Source organism: Pseudomonas sp. GW821-FHT03C07, from assembly GCF_059420925.1.
On the sequence record NZ_JBWKUQ010000030.1, the window covers coordinates 46,276 to 61,038 of the forward strand.

At 63.3% G+C, this 14,763-nt stretch carries 18 protein-coding genes; 15 read left to right on the forward strand and 3 right to left on the reverse strand.

All coding sequences use genetic code 11. From position 1 onward, the window contains the following. The first annotated feature begins 183 nt into the window (after positions 1-183). The 5 genes from AC07VG_RS31965 to AC07VG_RS31985 all read left to right on the forward strand — a co-directional run bounded on the left by AC07VG_RS31965 (position 184) and on the right by AC07VG_RS31985 (position 4,052). Positions 184-753, forward strand: a complete 570-nt coding sequence (locus AC07VG_RS31965; protein WP_494999922.1) for a YqgE/AlgH family protein — start codon at positions 184-186, stop codon at positions 751-753. Continuing rightward, a complete protein-coding gene (gene ruvX, locus AC07VG_RS31970; RefSeq protein WP_494999923.1) occupies positions 753-1,193 on the forward strand; it encodes a Holliday junction resolvase RuvX in 441 nt (146 codons plus the stop codon). The genes AC07VG_RS31965 and ruvX overlap by 1 nt, the downstream gene beginning before the upstream one ends. 67 nt (positions 1,194-1,260) lie before the next feature. Next, positions 1,261-1,767: a bifunctional pyr operon transcriptional regulator/uracil phosphoribosyltransferase PyrR gene (gene pyrR, locus AC07VG_RS31975; protein WP_494999924.1), complete on the forward strand. Its 507-nt coding sequence runs from the start codon at positions 1,261-1,263 to the stop codon at positions 1,765-1,767. A gap of 12 nt (positions 1,768-1,779) precedes the next feature. Further along, the gene (locus tag AC07VG_RS31980) at positions 1,780-2,784 is read left to right on the forward strand and encodes an aspartate carbamoyltransferase catalytic subunit (RefSeq protein ID WP_494999925.1); all 1,005 of its coding nucleotides are present in this window, start codon (positions 1,780-1,782) and stop codon (positions 2,782-2,784) included. Beyond that, positions 2,781-4,052, forward strand: coding sequence for a dihydroorotase (locus AC07VG_RS31985; protein WP_495022470.1), 1,272 nt, complete (start codon positions 2,781-2,783; stop codon positions 4,050-4,052). Before AC07VG_RS31980 ends, AC07VG_RS31985 begins: the two co-directional genes overlap by 4 nt. Positions 4,053-4,177: 125 nt before the next feature. On the opposite strand, the gene AC07VG_RS31990 is transcribed toward AC07VG_RS31985, so the two are convergent. Further along, positions 4,178-4,597: a TM2 domain-containing protein gene (locus AC07VG_RS31990; protein ID WP_191489448.1), complete on the reverse strand. Its 420-nt coding sequence runs from the start codon at positions 4,595-4,597 to the stop codon at positions 4,178-4,180. Positions 4,598-4,849: 252 nt separating this feature from the next. On the opposite strand from AC07VG_RS31990, the gene AC07VG_RS31995 reads away from it, so the two are divergent. Next, entirely contained in the window at positions 4,850-5,503 is a 654-nt protein-coding gene (locus AC07VG_RS31995) for a C40 family peptidase (RefSeq protein ID WP_494999927.1), read from the forward strand. Positions 5,504-5,686: 183 nt separating this feature from the next. On the opposite strand, the gene AC07VG_RS32000 is transcribed toward AC07VG_RS31995, so the two are convergent. Both AC07VG_RS32000 and AC07VG_RS32005 read right to left on the reverse strand, forming a co-directional pair. Next, positions 5,687-6,793 (reverse strand): PilT/PilU family type 4a pilus ATPase, encoded by a 1,107-nt coding sequence (locus AC07VG_RS32000; protein WP_494999928.1) that lies wholly within the window; start codon positions 6,791-6,793, stop codon positions 5,687-5,689. A 64-nt stretch (positions 6,794-6,857) separates the two neighbouring features. After that, entirely contained in the window at positions 6,858-7,892 is a 1,035-nt protein-coding gene (locus AC07VG_RS32005) for a type IV pilus twitching motility protein PilT (RefSeq protein ID WP_248806771.1), read from the reverse strand. 56 nt (positions 7,893-7,948) lie between these two features. On the opposite strand from AC07VG_RS32005, the gene AC07VG_RS32010 reads away from it, so the two are divergent. From AC07VG_RS32010 to AC07VG_RS32050, 9 genes are all read left to right on the forward strand, one after another. After that, on the forward strand, positions 7,949-8,635 hold the full coding sequence (locus tag AC07VG_RS32010; RefSeq protein WP_494999929.1) for a YggS family pyridoxal phosphate-dependent enzyme: 687 nt from the start codon (positions 7,949-7,951) through the stop codon (positions 8,633-8,635). 33 nt (positions 8,636-8,668) lie between these two features. Then, positions 8,669-9,487 (forward strand): pyrroline-5-carboxylate reductase, encoded by an 819-nt coding sequence (gene proC, locus AC07VG_RS32015; protein WP_495022471.1) that lies wholly within the window; start codon positions 8,669-8,671, stop codon positions 9,485-9,487. 18 nt (positions 9,488-9,505) lie between these two features. Continuing rightward, positions 9,506-10,093 (forward strand): YggT family protein, encoded by a 588-nt coding sequence (locus AC07VG_RS32020; RefSeq protein ID WP_494999931.1) that lies wholly within the window; start codon positions 9,506-9,508, stop codon positions 10,091-10,093. A gap of 219 nt (positions 10,094-10,312) precedes the next feature. Continuing rightward, entirely contained in the window at positions 10,313-11,452 is a 1,140-nt protein-coding gene (gene metX / locus AC07VG_RS32025) for a homoserine O-succinyltransferase MetX (protein WP_494999932.1), read from the forward strand. A gap of 7 nt (positions 11,453-11,459) precedes the next feature. Continuing rightward, positions 11,460-12,080 carry a methionine biosynthesis protein MetW gene (gene metW, locus AC07VG_RS32030; RefSeq protein ID WP_494999933.1) on the forward strand — a complete coding sequence of 207 codons (621 nt, stop codon included), beginning with the start codon at positions 11,460-11,462 and terminating at the stop codon, positions 12,078-12,080. A 27-nt stretch (positions 12,081-12,107) separates the two neighbouring features. Next, complete coding sequence (locus AC07VG_RS32035; protein ID WP_494999934.1) at positions 12,108-12,542, forward strand: DUF4426 domain-containing protein; 435 nt, start codon at positions 12,108-12,110, stop codon at positions 12,540-12,542. After that, a complete protein-coding gene (gene rdgB / locus AC07VG_RS32040; RefSeq protein WP_494999935.1) occupies positions 12,539-13,135 on the forward strand; it encodes an RdgB/HAM1 family non-canonical purine NTP pyrophosphatase in 597 nt (198 codons plus the stop codon). The genes AC07VG_RS32035 and rdgB overlap by 4 nt, the downstream gene beginning before the upstream one ends. Next, positions 13,132-14,334: a radical SAM family heme chaperone HemW gene (gene hemW / locus AC07VG_RS32045; protein ID WP_494999936.1), complete on the forward strand. Its 1,203-nt coding sequence runs from the start codon at positions 13,132-13,134 to the stop codon at positions 14,332-14,334. Before rdgB ends, hemW begins: the two co-directional genes overlap by 4 nt. A gap of 9 nt (positions 14,335-14,343) precedes the next feature. Further along, positions 14,344-14,667, forward strand: a complete 324-nt coding sequence (locus tag AC07VG_RS32050) for a DUF3392 domain-containing protein (protein ID WP_060781995.1) — start codon at positions 14,344-14,346, stop codon at positions 14,665-14,667. Positions 14,668-14,763 lie beyond the last annotated feature (96 nt).

The following is a 14,763-nucleotide window of genomic DNA, read 5'->3' on the forward strand; positions in this document are numbered from 1 at the left end:
GCCTCGAACCTGTGGGAGCGGAGCTTGTCGGATCGCCGCACCGCCGCGAAGCTTTTAGCGATATCAAGGGCGCCTTCGCGGGCAAGCTCCGCTCCCACAGGTTCCGCGCCCGAAGTGCAAGCGTGCCGCATCAAGCGCTTGATCCGCTTGTCAGGTCGGCCGCCCACAGCCACACTAGGGCTCATGAAAAACCTCACCCCGATGTACCTCAAGCATCACTTCCTGATCGCCATGCCGCATATGGCCGACCCGAATTTCGCGCAGACCGTCACTTATATAGTCGAGCACAGCGCGAACGGTGCCATGGGGCTGGTGATCAACCGCCCACAATCGCTGAGCCTGGCCGATATCCTTGAACAGCTGCGTCCGGACATCGAGCCGCCGGCCCTCTGCCAGCATGTGCCGATCTATACCGGCGGCCCGGTGCAGACCGACCGCGGTTTTGTCCTGCACCCCATCGGCAAGACCTACCAGGCCACCGTCGAACTGGAAGGCCTGGCGCTGTCCACCTCCCAGGACGTGCTGTTTGCCATTGCCGACGGCGACGGCCCGTCGCGCAGCCTGATCGCCCTCGGCTACGCCGGTTGGGAAGCCGGGCAGCTGGAAGCGGAACTGGCCGACAACGCCTGGCTGACCTGCCCGTTCTCCGCGGACATCCTCTTCGAAACCGACAGCGACGCACGCCTGGCCGCCGCCGCCGCGCACCTGGGCATCAACCTCAGTTTGCTCACCAGCCAGGCGGGGCACGCCTGATGGCCGCCATCCGCCTGCTGCTGGGTTTCGACTACGGCACCAAACAGATCGGCGTCGCCGTCGGCCAGATGATCACCGGGCAAGCCCGCGAGCTGTGCACCCTGAAAGCGCAGAACGGTATTCCCGACTGGAACCAGGTCGAAGCCCTGATCAAGGAATGGAAACCCGACGCCGTGGTGGTCGGCCTGCCGCTGAACATGGATGGCACGCCCAGCGACATGTGCGTCCGGGCGGAGAAATTCGCCCGCCGGCTCAACGGTCGCTACAACCTGCCGTTCTTCACCCAGGACGAACGCCTGACCACTTTCGAAGCCAAGGGCGAACGCATGGCCCGGGGCGGCCAGAAAGGCACCTATCGCGACAACCCGGTGGACGCCATCGCCGCCAAGCTGCTGCTGCAAAGCTGGATCGAAGAACACCCGACGCCCGCCGAATCCTGAACTGCGGCGGTGCCCGAACGTTTCACCCTCGCCTTGATTCCCCGCAAGGGCCCTTGAAGGAGCAACCATGAGCCTGCCCAATCCCGCCGACCTGATCAGCCAGATGGCCGTCGATCTCAACGCCCACCTGAGCAAACGCGGCATTGTCGAGCCACGTTTCATCGGTATCCGTACCGGCGGCGTGTGGGTGGCCCAGGCGCTGCTCAAGGCCCTCGGCAGCGCATCGCCCCTGGGTACCCTGGATGTGTCCTTCTACCGCGACGATTTCAGCCAGAACGGCCTGCACCCACAGGTGCGCCCGTCCGAACTGCCGTTCGAGATCGAAGGCCAGCACCTGGTGCTGATCGACGACGTGCTGATGAGCGGCCGGACCATCCGCGCCGCCCTCAATGAACTCTTCGACTACGGCCGCCCGGCCAGCGTGACGCTGGTCAGCCTGCTCGACCTCGATGCCGCCGAATTGCCGATCCGCCCCAATGTGGTCGGTGCAACACTGTCGCTGGCTCCCACGGAACGGGTAAAATTGTCCGGCCCCGCGCCGCTCCAACTCGAACTTCAAGACCTCGCCCCTTAAGAGTCCTTTGCGATGACGCCTCTAGACGCCAAGCGCCCGCTGCAGCTCAATGATCAGGGCCAGCTGCGCCACTTCCTGTCGCTCGACGGCCTGCGCCGCGAGTTGTTGACCGAAATCCTCGACACCGCCGACTCCTTCCTCGAAGTCGGCGCCCGGGCCGTGAAAAAAGTCCCGCTGCTGCGCGGCAAGACCGTGTGCAACGTGTTCTTCGAGAACTCGACCCGCACCCGCACCACCTTTGAAATGGCCGCCCAGCGGTTGTCGGCCGACGTGATCACCTTGAACGTGTCCACTTCCTCGGCGAGCAAGGGCGAAACCCTGCTCGACACCCTGCGCAACCTCGAGGCCATGGCCGCTGACATGTTCGTCGTGCGCCACGGCGACTCCGGTGCCGCGCACTTCATTGCCGAGCACGTCTGCCCGCAGGTGGCGATCATCAACGGCGGCGACGGCCGCCACGCGCACCCGACCCAGGGCATGCTCGACATGCTGACTATCCGTCGGCACAAGGGCAGCTTCGAAAACCTCTCGGTGGCCATCGTCGGCGACATCCTGCACTCGCGGGTGGCGCGTTCGAACATGCTCGCGCTCAAGACCCTCGGCTGCCCGGATATCCGCGTGATCGCGCCGAAGACCTTGCTGCCGATCGGCATCGAACAATACGGGGTGAAGGTCTACACCGACCTGGCCGAAGGCCTGAAGGACGTCGATGTGGTGATCATGCTGCGCCTGCAGCGTGAACGCATGACCGGTGGCCTGCTGCCCAGCGAAGGCGAGTTCTACCGCCTGTTCGGCCTGACCACCGCGCGCCTGGCCGGTGCCAAGCCGGATGCCATTGTCATGCACCCGGGCCCGATCAACCGTGGCGTGGAGATCGAATCGGCGGTGGCCGACGGTCCCCATTCAGTCATCCTCAATCAAGTCACCTACGGCATTGCCGTACGCATGGCCGTGCTGTCCATGGCCATGAGCGGGCAGACCGCCCAGCGCCAATTCGACCAGGAGAACGCCCAGTGAAACTCAGCATACTTGGCGCCCGCGTCATCGATCCGAGCAGCGGCCTGGATCAAGTGACCGACCTGCACCTCGAAGCCGGCAAGCTGGTGGGCATCGGCGCGGCCCCGGAGGGTTTCGCCGCCGTTGAAGTGATTGACGCCAAGGGGCTGGTGGCCGCCCCCGGGCTGGTGGACCTGAACGTATCCCTGCGTGAGCCGGGCTACAGTCGCAAGGGCAGTATCGCCAGCGAAACCCGCGCGGCGGCGGCCGGCGGCGTCACCAGCCTGTGCTGCCCGCCCAAGACCAAGCCGGTGCTGGACACCTCGGCGGTGGCCGAACTGATCCTCGACCGCGCCCGCGAAGCCGGCAACACCAAGGTGTTTCCTATCGGCGCCCTGAGCAAGGGCCTGGAGGGCGAGCAACTGGCCGAGCTGGTGGCCTTGCGCGATGCCGGTTGCGTAGCGTTCGGCAACGGCCTGGAGAGTTTCCGCAACAGCCGCACCCTGTGCCGGGCGCTGGAATATGCGGCGACTTTCGACCTGACGGTGATTTTCCACTCCCAGGAGCATGATCTGGCCGACGGTGGCCTGGCCCACGAAGGCCCTACCGCCAGCTTCCTCGGTTTGCCGGGGATTCCGGAAACCGCCGAGACAGTGGCCCTGGCCCGGGACCTGCTGCTGGTGGAGCAGAGCGGCGTGCGTGCGCACTTCAGCCAGCTGACCAGTGCCCGTGGCGTGGCTCTGATCGCCCAGGCCCAGGCCCGTGGCTTGCCAGTGACCGCCGATGTGGCCCTGTACCAGCTGATCCTGACCGACGAAGCGCTGATCGACTTCTCCAGCCTCTATCACGTGCAACCACCGCTGCGCACCCGCGCCGACCGCGACGGTTTGCGCGCGGCGGTGAAGTCCGGGGTGGTGAGCGCCATCTCCAGCCATCACCAGCCCCATGAGCGCGACGCCAAGCTGGCGCCGTTCGGCGAGACCGAGCCGGGCATCAGCAGCGTCGAGCTGTTGCTACCGCTGGCGCTGACCCTGGTGGAGGATGGCCTGCTGGACCTGCCAACCCTGCTCCAGCGCCTGAGCGCCGGTCCTGCCGAGGCCTTGCGCCTGCCAGCGGGCAAGCTGGCGGTGGGCGCGGCGGCGGACCTGGTGCTGTTCGACCCGAGCACCTCGACCGTGGCCGGTGAGCACTGGTTGTCCAAGGGCGAGAACTGCCCGTTCCTCGGCCATGCGTTGCCGGGGAGCGTGCGTTATACGCTGATGGATGGGCGCATCACGCACCAGGCCTGATCCGCCCCCCTGTAGGAGCGAGCTTGCTCGCGATGGACGTCAACGATGACGCGGGGTATCTGATCCCCCGGGGTGTCTGAACCACCATCGCGAGCAAGCTCGCTCCTACAGTGAGGGGGCCGTGTTCAACCCCGCCCGCTGTTCCTCAACGACACTTGGTCATTCAGCGTCCAGAAGTCATACAGCACCCCCAACCCCAACAACCCACCCGTTACCAGATAGAGCAACCCGGTCAGCCATTTGCCCATGTACATCCGATGCACACCGAGCAGCCCCAGGAACGTCAGCAGCAACCAGGCGACGTTATAGTCCAGCGGCCCGGCGGTGAAACGCAGGTCCGCCTCGCGATCCATGCTCGGAATCAGAAACACGTCGATCAACCAACCGATGCCGAACACCCCAAAGGTGAAAAACCAGATCGTCCCAGTGATCGGCTTGCCGTAATAGAAGCGGTGTGAACCGGTAAAACCAAAAATCCACAGCAAATACCCGAGTAAAACGTTGTGGGTATTCACGGGTGTGCCGTCCTGCCGATAGGTGTTCATCAACGCCTTCTCCGAGCCCGATAGATAAATATTTCGTAATTTCGTGTGACTTTTTTACTGTCTCAAAACATGTAACAAACCCTTACCGAAAATCGCTGAAAGCCTTGTGGGGCCTGACTTTCACGTGACCCACGGGTCGGATTCCACAGCCTCTGGCCATTTTAAACCCCTGTATTGATTCGACAAACGGGGCCAGAAGTGACCAAAAAGCTGTTATAAAGTTGCGCGATCACCTATTTAGAGCCTTGCCTAATGCGACCATTTTTCAAGACATGGCTAACCATTTGCCTATTAATGCCACTGGCCGCCCACGCCACCAACCGTGAGCAACGTCTTCCTTCCGTCAACGGTCACACTGCCAAATCACCGGTTTCCGTTGCCCATGCTACCGATCTGACAGCACCTGTCGTCAAGCGCCCTGGCAAGCACAGCAGCCATGGCAAAGCCCATCATAATACCGTCGCGGCGATCAATCCGGCCGCACCGAACGCCAAGCAGAGCAGCGCCGTGCTCAGCCGTGCGGTGAATGTGTTGGGAACGCCGTACCGTTGGGGCGGCAGCAGCCCGAGCAAGGGCTTCGACTGCAGCGGCCTGGTCAAGTATGCCTTCAACGGCGTAGCCGCCAGTGACCTGCCGCGTACCTCCAATGCCATGGCCGCCGGCCACGGGCAGAAAGTCGCGCGCAAGGACCTCAAGCCTGGCGACCTGCTGTTCTTCACCCTCAAGAGCCGCAAGGTCAACCACGTGGCCATCTACCTGGGCAACGACCGGTTTATCCACGCGCCGCGTCGCGGCAAGTCGGTGAGCATCGACACGCTGAAGAAACCCTACTGGGACAGCCATTACGTGATTGCCAAGCGGGTGATCCCGAAAGAGCAGAATCATATGCAGGTTGTGCAGCGCTGATCGGATTGGAGGTGTGCCTGTGAAGCTTTGGGCGCTCTCAAGGGCCTCTTCGCGGGCAAGCTCCGCTCCCACACTAGATTTGAGTCGTGCCTGAGTCTTATGTACGACTGAAAACCTGTGGGAGCGGAGCTTGTCGGACCGCCGCACCGCCGCGAAGAGGCCAGAACAGCCACCACAAGGCTGCTAGGCCGGCCCCAGGCTCAAGCTATCCGCCCCTTCGCCACCCGCCCCCTTCTCCAGCTTGATCATCAGCCGCAAGTCATTGGCTGAGTCGGCGTACGCCAGCGCATCGCGATAGCTGATCGCGCCCTCCCGATACAACGCATACAACGCCTGGTCCAGGGTCTGCATACCCTGTTCGGTCGAACGCTTCATCAACGCCTTGAGCTCCTTGATCTCGCCCTTGCGAATCAGGTCGGCCATCAACGGCGTATTCAGCAACACCTCCACCACCGCGCGCCGCCCCTGGCCATCCTGGGTCGGAATCAACTGCTGGGCGACAATCGCCCGCAGGTTGAGTGACAGCTCCATCCAGATCTGCGGATGCCGGTCCACGGGAAAGAAGTTGATGATCCGCTCCAGCGCCTGGTCGGCATTCGGCGCGTGCAGGGTCGCCAGGCACAGGTGCCCGGTTTCCGCGAAGGACAGGGCGTGGCCCATGGTTTCCCGGGTACGCACTTCGCCGATCATGATCAGGTCCGGGGCCTGGCGCAGGGTGTTTTTCAGTGCCACTTCATAGGAATCGGTGTCGATCCCCACTTCGCGCTGGGTAATGATGCAGTTCTGGTGTTCGTGGACAAATTCGATGGGATCTTCGACCGTGACAATATGGCCGCTGCCCTGTTGATTGCGGTGGCCGATCATCGCCGCCAGGGTGGTCGACTTACCGGTCCCGGTCGCCCCGACCAGCATCACCAGCCCACGTTTGAGCAGCGCCAATTGCTCGATGGCCGGCGGTAGTTTCAGCGTTGCCAACTCGGGAATCCGCGTTTCGATGCGCCGCAACACCATGCCCGGTTGGCTGCGCTGGTAAAAGGCACTGACGCGGAAACGCCCCACGCCCTTGGGATGGATGGCGAAATTGCATTCGTGCAGGTGGGTGAAGTCGAGCTTCTGACGCTCGGTCATCAGCCCGAACACCGCGTCCTGGGTCTGCTCCTGGGTCAGCGGGGCGCGGGTCACCGGCAGGATCTGCCCATTGACCTTCAACGACGGCGGCAGGCCCGGGGTGATAAACAGGTCGGAAGCGCCCTTCTCGACCATCAGGCGCAGCAGTTTCTCGAACTCCATGAGCTTCTCCGCGTCGAATCAGGCACACACGTGTGTGACAGCGTAGAAGCTCGTGGGGTTTACGTCAGAAGTTGTCCGGGATCTTGGCCTTCTCCCGGGCGTTGTCACGGGTGATCAGGCCCTTGCTCAGCAGGTCCTTGAGGCACATGTCCAGGGTCTGCATGCCCAGCGAACCGCCGGTCTGGATCGAGGAATACATCTGCGCCACTTTGTCCTCGCGGATCAGGTTACGGATCGCCGGGGTACCGAGCATGATCTCGTGGGCGGCGATCCGCCCGCCGCCAACCTTCTTCAACAGGCTCTGGGAAACCACCGCCTGCAGGGATTCGGAGAGCATCGAGCGGACCATGGACTTCTCTTGTGCCGGAAACACGTCGACCACCCGGTCGATGGTCTTGGCCGCCGAGGTGGTGTGCAGCGTGCCGAACACCAGGTGACCGGTTTCCGCAGCGGTCAGCGCCAGGCGGATGGTTTCCAGGTCGCGCATCTCGCCTACCAGAATCACATCCGGGTCCTCACGCAGGGCCGAACGCAGGGCCGCGGCGAAACTCTGGGTGTCGCGATGCACTTCACGCTGGTTGACCAGGCACTTCTTCGATTCGTGGACGAACTCGATCGGGTCCTCGATGGTCAGGATATGGTGATGCTTGTTGTTGTTCAGGTGATCGATCATCGCCGCCAGGGTGGTCGACTTGCCCGAACCGGTCGGCCCGGTCACCAGCACCAGCCCGCGCGGCACCTCGGTGATCTTGCGGAACACCTCGCCCATGCCCAGGTCGCTCATGGTCAGGACTTTCGAGGGAATGGTGCGGAACACCGCGCCCGAACCCCGGTTGTGGTTGAAGGCGTTGACCCGGAAGCGCGCCACACCCGGCACCTCGAAGGAGAAGTCGGTCTCCAGGAACTCCTCGTAGTCCTTGCGCTGACGGTCGTTCATGATGTCGTAGATCAGGTCGTGGACCTGCTTGTGGTCCAGCGCCGGCAGGTTGATCCGCCGGACATCGCCGTCGACCCGGATCATCGGCGGCAGGCCCGCCGAGAGGTGCAAGTCCGACGCGCCCTGTTTGGCGCTAAAGGCCAGCAGCTCGGTGATATCCATGAGACTCCCCAATACAGGTAGAATGCCGCAGACTTTTGACCTGCTGGCGAATTTGAATGACCACGATAGCAGACAACATCACCGCCGTTGCAGCCCGCATCGCTGCCGCCGCACAGGCCGCTGGCCGTGACGGTGCCAGCATCGGCCTGCTCGCCGTGAGCAAGACCAAGCCCGCCGCCGCCGTGCGCGAAGCCCATGCCGCCGGCCTGCGGGACTTCGGCGAGAATTACCTGCAGGAAGCCCTGGGCAAACAGGCGGAATTGACCGACCTGCCCTTGTGCTGGCACTTCATCGGCCCCATTCAATCGAACAAGACTCGCGCCATTGCCGAGCATTTCGACTGGGTGCACTCCGTGGATCGCCTGAAAATCGCACAACGCCTGTCCGAACAACGCCCGGCCAACCTGGCGCCGTTGAATATCTGCATCCAGGTCAACGTCAGTGGCGAGGCCAGCAAGTCCGGCTGCACCCCGGCCGACCTGCCGGCACTCGCCGCAGCCATCAGCGCCTTGCCGAACCTGACCCTGCGCGGACTGATGGCGATCCCCGAACCGACCGAAGAGCGTGCCGAACAAGACGCCGCGTTCGCCACCGTGCGGACTTTGCAAGACAGCCTCCACCTGCCGCTCGACACACTTTCCATGGGCATGAGCCACGATCTCGAGTCGGCCATTGCCCAAGGCGCCACCTGGGTGCGGATCGGTACCGCGCTGTTTGGCGCCCGCGATTATGGCCAGGCCTGAAATGGCCTCACACACTCGTCTTAAGGATCCGTCATGAGCAAGAATCGCATCACTTTTATCGGCGCCGGCAACATGGCCGCCAGCCTGATCGGCGGCCTGCGGGCCGAGGGCCTGGACGCCGCACTGATTCGCGCCAGCGATCCCGGCGCCGAGACCCGCGCGCGGGTCCAGGCCGAACACGGTATCGAAGTGTTCGCCGACAACGCCGAGGCCATCCTCGGGGCTGACGTGGTGGTGCTGGCAGTCAAGCCGCAGGCCATGAAAGCCGTGTGCGAAGCCTTGCGCCCCAGCCTGAAAGCCCATCAACTGGTCGTGTCGATTGCCGCCGGGATCACCTGCGCCAGCATGAACCGCTGGCTGGGCGAGCAGCCAATCGTACGCTGCATGCCGAACACCCCGGCGCTGCTGCGCCAGGGCGTCAGCGGCCTGTTCGCCACCGCGCAGGTCTCCGCCGAACAGCGCCAACAGGCGTACACCCTGCTGTCGGCGGTGGGCAGCGCCTTCTGGCTGGACGAAGAGCGGCAACTGGACGCGGTCACCGCGGTGTCCGGCAGCGGCCCGGCGTATTTCTTCCTGCTGATCGAAGCCATGACCGCCGCCGGCGAAAAGCTCGGCCTGCCGCGTGATATTGCCCGCCAGCTCACCCTGCGGACCGCCCTGGGCGCCGCCCATATGGCCGTCTCCAGCGACGTCGAGGCCGCCGAACTGCGCCGTCGCGTGACGTCGCCTGCCGGCACCACCGAAGCCGCGATCAAGGCCTTCCAGGCCGGAGGCTTCGAAGCCCTGGTAGAACAGGCGCTCGGCGCCGCCGCCCATCGTTCGGCCGAAATGGCCGAGCAACTCGGTCAGTAATCCTCGAGGGAACACTTAATGTTTGCATTCAATAGCGCTGCCATTTTTGTCATTCAAACCCTGGGCAGCCTTTACCTGTTGGTGATTCTGCTGCGTTTCATCCTGCAACTGGTCCGAGCCAATTTCTACAACCCGCTCTGCCAGTTCACCGTCAAGGCCACCCAACCGCTGCTCAAGCCGCTGCGGCGGATCATTCCGAGCATGTTCGGCCTGGACATGTCCTCGCTGGTGCTGGCGATTGCCGTGCAGATGCTGCTGATGGCGGTGATCCTGCTGCTGAGCAGATCGAGCTACAACATCGTCTCCCTGCCGATCTGGGCGGTCATCGGCATCACCTCGCTGTTCCTCAAGGTGTTCTTCTTCGCCATGATCATCAGCGTGATCCTCTCCTGGGTCGCTCCCGGCAGCCATAGTCCGGCCGCCGAGTTGGTGTTCCAGATCAGCGAACCGGCCCTGGCGCCGTTCCGCAAGATCGTACCGAACCTGGGTGGCCTGGATATCTCGCCGATCCTGGCGTTCCTGGTGATCCAGTTGATCCAGAGCTACGTGATTCCACCGCTGGCCTTCATGAGCGAGATGCCGGACGTGCTGTTCCGGTTGATCTGATCAGCGGTGGGAGCGGAGCTTGCCCGCGAAGCTTTTAGCGATCTCAAGGGCCCCTTCGCGGGCAAGCTCCGCTCCCACACAAGCTCATACACCACAGCATGGTTCGACACGGCTTTGTGGGAGCCGGCTTGCTGGCGATACGGACGCCGCGGTCTCCCTGCTTGCCGCTAACCCCCCCGCTCATTAGACTTACGCCTCATTCAAGCGTGAGCAGGGTCGATGTCCACTGTCTTTCCCCACGATTCCGTCGGGCTGGTCGTGCCGCAAACGGCACATTTCAGCGAGCCCCTGGCCCTGGCCTGTGGCCGTTCCCTGCCGGCCTACGACCTGATCTACGAAACCTACGGCACTCTCAATCCCGCGGCGAGCAACGCCGTGCTGATCTGCCATGCCCTTTCCGGGCACCATCACGCCGCCGGTTTCCATAGCCCCGACGAGCGCAAGCCCGGCTGGTGGGACAGCTGCATCGGCCCCGGCAAGCCCATCGACACCCACAAATTTTTCGTCGTCAGCCTGAACAACCTCGGTGGCTGCAATGGCTCCACCGGCCCGAGCAGCCTCAACCCCGAGACCGGCAAACCCTTCGGCGCCGATTTCCCGGTGCTGACCGTGGAAGACTGGGTCCACAGCCAGGCCCACCTCGCCGACCGCCTCGGTATCGGCCAATGGGCCGCGGTGATCGGCGGCAGCCTCGGCGGCATGCAGGCCATGCAATGGAGCATCACCTACCCCGATCGCGTGCGCCATTGCGTCGCCATCGCCTCGGCCCCCAAGCTGTCGGCGCAGAACATCGCCTTCAACGAAGTGGCGCGCCAGGCGATCCTCACCGATCCGGAGTTCCACGGCGGCTCCTTCCAGGAGCGCGGTGTGATCCCCAAGCGCGGCCTGATGCTGGCGCGCATGGTCGGGCACATCACCTACCTGTCCGATGACTCGATGGGCGAGAAATTCGGCCGTGGCCTCAAGAGCGAAAAACTCAACTACGACTTCCACAGCGTGGAATTCCAGGTCGAAAGCTACCTGCGCTACCAGGGCGAGGAGTTTTCCGGGCGTTTCGATGCCAACACCTACCTGTTGATGACCAAGGCCCTGGACTACTTCGACCCGGCCGCCAATTTCGACGACGACCTGGCGAAGACTTTCGCCAGCGCCACGGCGCGCTTCTGCGTGATGTCCTTCACCACCGACTGGCGTTTCTCGCCGGCCCGCTCGCGGGAAATCGTCGATGCGCTGATGGCCGCGCGCAAGGACGTCTGCTACCTGGAAATCGACGCCCCGCAAGGTCACGACGCCTTCCTGATTCCGATCCCGCGTTACTTGCAGGCGTTCGGCAACTACATGAACCGAATTTCGCTGTGAGGACGCCATGAGAGCCGACCTGGAAATCATCCAAGACTGGATCCCCGCCGGCAGCCGCGTGCTCGACCTCGGCTGCGGTGACGGCGAACTGCTGACCTGGCTGCGCGACCACAAGCAGGTCAGCGGCTACGGCCTGGAAAACGACCCGGACAATATCGCCACCTGCGTGGCCAAAGGCATCAACGTCATCGAGCAGGACCTGGACAAGGGCCTGGGCAACTTCGCCAGCAACAGCTTCGATATCGTGGTCATGACCCAGGCCCTGCAAGCCGTGCACTACCCGGACAAGATCCTCGACGAAATGCTCCGGGTCGGGCGCCAGTGCATCATCACTTTCCCCAACTTCGGTCACTGGCGCTGCCGCTGGTACCTGGCGAGCAAGGGCCGGATGCCAGTCTCGGAATTCCTTCCGTACACCTGGTACAACACGCCGAACATCCACTTCTGCACCTTCGAAGACTTCGAAGCCCTGTGCAGCGAACGCTCGGCCAAGGTCATCAATCGGCTTGCCGTGGATCAACAGCATCGCCATGGGTGGGCCAGTAAGCTATGGCCTAATCTATTAGGGGAGATCGGCATTTATCGTGTCAGCAGTCCGGGACTCGCCGATCATCGGATCGCGGTATAAACCGCACGATTTTCGAGGAGAACGATCATGCTGCGTTCAGTTGTGTTTCTAGTGGCGGCCTGTTTCGGCGTCACGGCCATGGCCGCCGATGCCATCAAGGGCGAGCGCCAGGAAGTGTTCGGTGATCTCACCGTGCACTACAACACCTTCAATTCCACCTACATTCAACCGAAGATTGCCAGTGAGGTGGGACTGGAGCGTAGCAAGACCAAGGGCGTCATCAACATCTCGGTACTCAAGGCTGACAAGCCGATGGTGGCGCAGGTCATCGGCACGGTGAAAGACCTGACCGGCGCGAACGTCAAGCTGGAGTTCAAGCAGATCACCGAACAAGGCGCCGTCTACTACCTCGCGCAGTACCCAGTACCGCAGCAGGAAAACCGCACCTTCGACATTACCGTCACCCTCGGCGGTGATGCCCACACTTTCAGCTTCAATCAGGAACTTTTCCCAGCCGAATGATGAACTTCAGCCAACTGGTACTGGCCAGCCACAACGCCGGCAAACTCAAGGAACTCCAAGCCATGCTTGGTGGGTCGGTGCAACTGCGCTCGATCGGTGAGTTCAGCAGCGTCGAACCGGAAGAAACCGGTTTGTCGTTCGTTGAAAACGCCATCCTCAAGGCCCGCAATGCGGCCCGTATTTCCGGCCTGCCGGCGCTGGCCGATGACTCGGGCCTGGCGGTGGACTTTCTCGGCGGCGCGCCGGGTATCTATTCGGCCCGGTACGCCGACGGCCTGGGTGATGCGGCGAACAACGCCAAGCTGCTCGAGGCCTTGCAGGACGTCCCCAGCGCCGAGCGCGGCGCACAATTCGTCTGCGTGCTGGCCCTGGTGCGGCATGCCGACGACCCGCTGCCGATCCTCTGCGAAGGCCTCTGGCACGGACGCATCCTGACCGCCGCCAGTGGCGAACACGGTTTTGGCTACGACCCGCTGTTCTGGGTGCCGGAACGCGACTGTTCCAGCGCCGAACTGGGTCCGGTGGAGAAGAACCAACTCAGCCACCGCGCTCGCGCCATGGCCCTGTTGCGCCAGCGCCTGGGCCTGCAATGACCCAGTCCGACTCCGCGCCGCCGCTGATCCACGGCAGTGCACCGACACCACGGGCGGCTCTGCCACAGCTGCCACCCCTGGCGCTGTACATCCATATTCCCTGGTGCGTGCGCAAATGCCCGTATTGCGACTTCAACTCCCACGCCGCCAGTCCGGTGCTGCCGGAAGAAGAGTACGTCGACGCGCTGCTGGCCGACCTCGACCAGGACCTGCACGCGGTGTACGGCCGTGAGTTGAGTTCGATCTTCTTCGGTGGCGGCACCCCCAGCCTGTTCAGCGCCCAGGCGCTGGGACGCTTGCTCAAGGGCGTCGAAGCGCGCATCCGCTTTGCCGCTGATATCGAAATCACCCTGGAAGCCAATCCCGGGACCTTCGAGCAGGAAAAATTCATCGCCTATCGCCAACTGGGCATCAATCGGCTGTCCATCGGTATCCAGAGCTTCCAGGAAGACAAGCTCAAGGCCCTCGGCCGTATCCATAGCGGCGGCGAAGCCGTGCGCGCGGCGGACATGGCGCGCCAGGCCGGCTTCGACAACTTCAACCTGGACCTGATGCACGGCTTGCCGGACCAGTCCCTGGAGGATGCCCTGGGCGACCTGCGCCAGGCCATTGCCCTGCGGCCCACGCACCTGTCCTGGTATCAGCTCACGCTGGAGCCGAACACGGTGTTCTGGAACCAGCCGCCGACGCTGCCGGAAGACGACACCCTGTGGGATATCCAGGAAGCCGGCCAGGCCCTGCTGGCCGAGCACGGCTACGCCCAGTACGAAGTCTCGGCCTACGCCCAACCCGGACGGGCGGCGCGGCACAACCTCAATTACTGGAGCTTCGGCGATTTCATCGGCATCGGCGCCGGCGCCCATGGCAAGCTCAGCCACCCGGACGGGCGCATCGTGCGGACCTGGAAAACCCGCCTGCCGAAGGACTACCTGAACCCGGCCAAGGCCTTCCAGGCCGGGGAGAAAGCCCTGGCCAATGAAGAGTTGCCGTTCGAGTTCCTGATGAATGCCCTGCGCCTGACCGCGGGCGTTGACACGGTCTTGTTTGCGCAACGTACCGGGCTTAGTCTCGACAGCTTGAACGAAGCACGCGCCGAGGCCGAACAAAGTGGCCTGTTGCAGGTCGAACCGTCACGCCTGGCGGCCACCGACCGTGGGCAACTGTTTCTCAACGACCTGCTGCAATACTTTTTGACCTAAGGAAACCCCATGGACCTGGTACTCGACCTGCTCGCCACGGTATCGCGTTGGAGCCGCAGCAACCTGTCGGAAATCGCCCTGGCGCTGGTGGGCTGCCTGCTGGTGCTGTTTGGCGCGGATATCAAGGGTTGGATCGATCAACGCCTGGGCAGCATCGCCGGCGCCTTGCGCGTGCCGCTGCTGGCCTTGCTGTGCATGATCGGTAGCGGCGCGGCCTTGATCTACGCCACGCCCTGGGTGGTGCGCGGCTTGAGCCAGTTCAACAACTACAGCCTGGCGCCGGTGTTGTTGGTGGTGCTGGTGTTGATCGGGGTGGTGGCGGATCGGCGCTGACGCTGAAGGCTAACGCGGTCAGTGTAGATACCGTCTTGACCCTCATCGCGCAAGCGCGATGTTTGGGTCAAACGGTACGCCTGATTTGAGCACCCC

Coding starts and splice junctions, on each gene's coding strand:
- AC07VG_RS31965 (WP_494999922.1), top strand. CDS start 184: ATGAAAAACCTCACCCCGATGTACCTCAAGCATCACTTCCTGATCGCC.
- ruvX (WP_494999923.1), top strand. CDS start 753: ATGGCCGCCATCCGCCTGCTGCTGGGTTTCGACTACGGCACCAAACAG.
- pyrR (WP_494999924.1), top strand. CDS start 1,261: ATGAGCCTGCCCAATCCCGCCGACCTGATCAGCCAGATGGCCGTCGAT.
- AC07VG_RS31980 (WP_494999925.1), top strand. CDS start 1,780: ATGACGCCTCTAGACGCCAAGCGCCCGCTGCAGCTCAATGATCAGGGC.
- AC07VG_RS31990 (WP_191489448.1), bottom strand. CDS start 4,597: ATGAACACCTATCGGCAGGACGGCACACCCGTGAATACCCACAACGTT.
- AC07VG_RS31995 (WP_494999927.1), top strand. CDS start 4,850: ATGCGACCATTTTTCAAGACATGGCTAACCATTTGCCTATTAATGCCA.
- AC07VG_RS32000 (WP_494999928.1), bottom strand. CDS start 6,793: ATGGAGTTCGAGAAACTGCTGCGCCTGATGGTCGAGAAGGGCGCTTCC.
- AC07VG_RS32005 (WP_248806771.1), bottom strand. CDS start 7,892: ATGGATATCACCGAGCTGCTGGCCTTTAGCGCCAAACAGGGCGCGTCG.
- AC07VG_RS32010 (WP_494999929.1), top strand. CDS start 7,949: ATGACCACGATAGCAGACAACATCACCGCCGTTGCAGCCCGCATCGCT.
- proC (WP_495022471.1), top strand. CDS start 8,669: ATGAGCAAGAATCGCATCACTTTTATCGGCGCCGGCAACATGGCCGCC.
- AC07VG_RS32020 (WP_494999931.1), top strand. CDS start 9,506: ATGTTTGCATTCAATAGCGCTGCCATTTTTGTCATTCAAACCCTGGGC.
- metX (WP_494999932.1), top strand. CDS start 10,313: ATGTCCACTGTCTTTCCCCACGATTCCGTCGGGCTGGTCGTGCCGCAA.
- metW (WP_494999933.1), top strand. CDS start 11,460: ATGAGAGCCGACCTGGAAATCATCCAAGACTGGATCCCCGCCGGCAGC.
- AC07VG_RS32035 (WP_494999934.1), top strand. CDS start 12,108: ATGCTGCGTTCAGTTGTGTTTCTAGTGGCGGCCTGTTTCGGCGTCACG.
- rdgB (WP_494999935.1), top strand. CDS start 12,539: ATGATGAACTTCAGCCAACTGGTACTGGCCAGCCACAACGCCGGCAAA.
- hemW (WP_494999936.1), top strand. CDS start 13,132: ATGACCCAGTCCGACTCCGCGCCGCCGCTGATCCACGGCAGTGCACCG.
- AC07VG_RS32050 (WP_060781995.1), top strand. CDS start 14,344: ATGGACCTGGTACTCGACCTGCTCGCCACGGTATCGCGTTGGAGCCGC.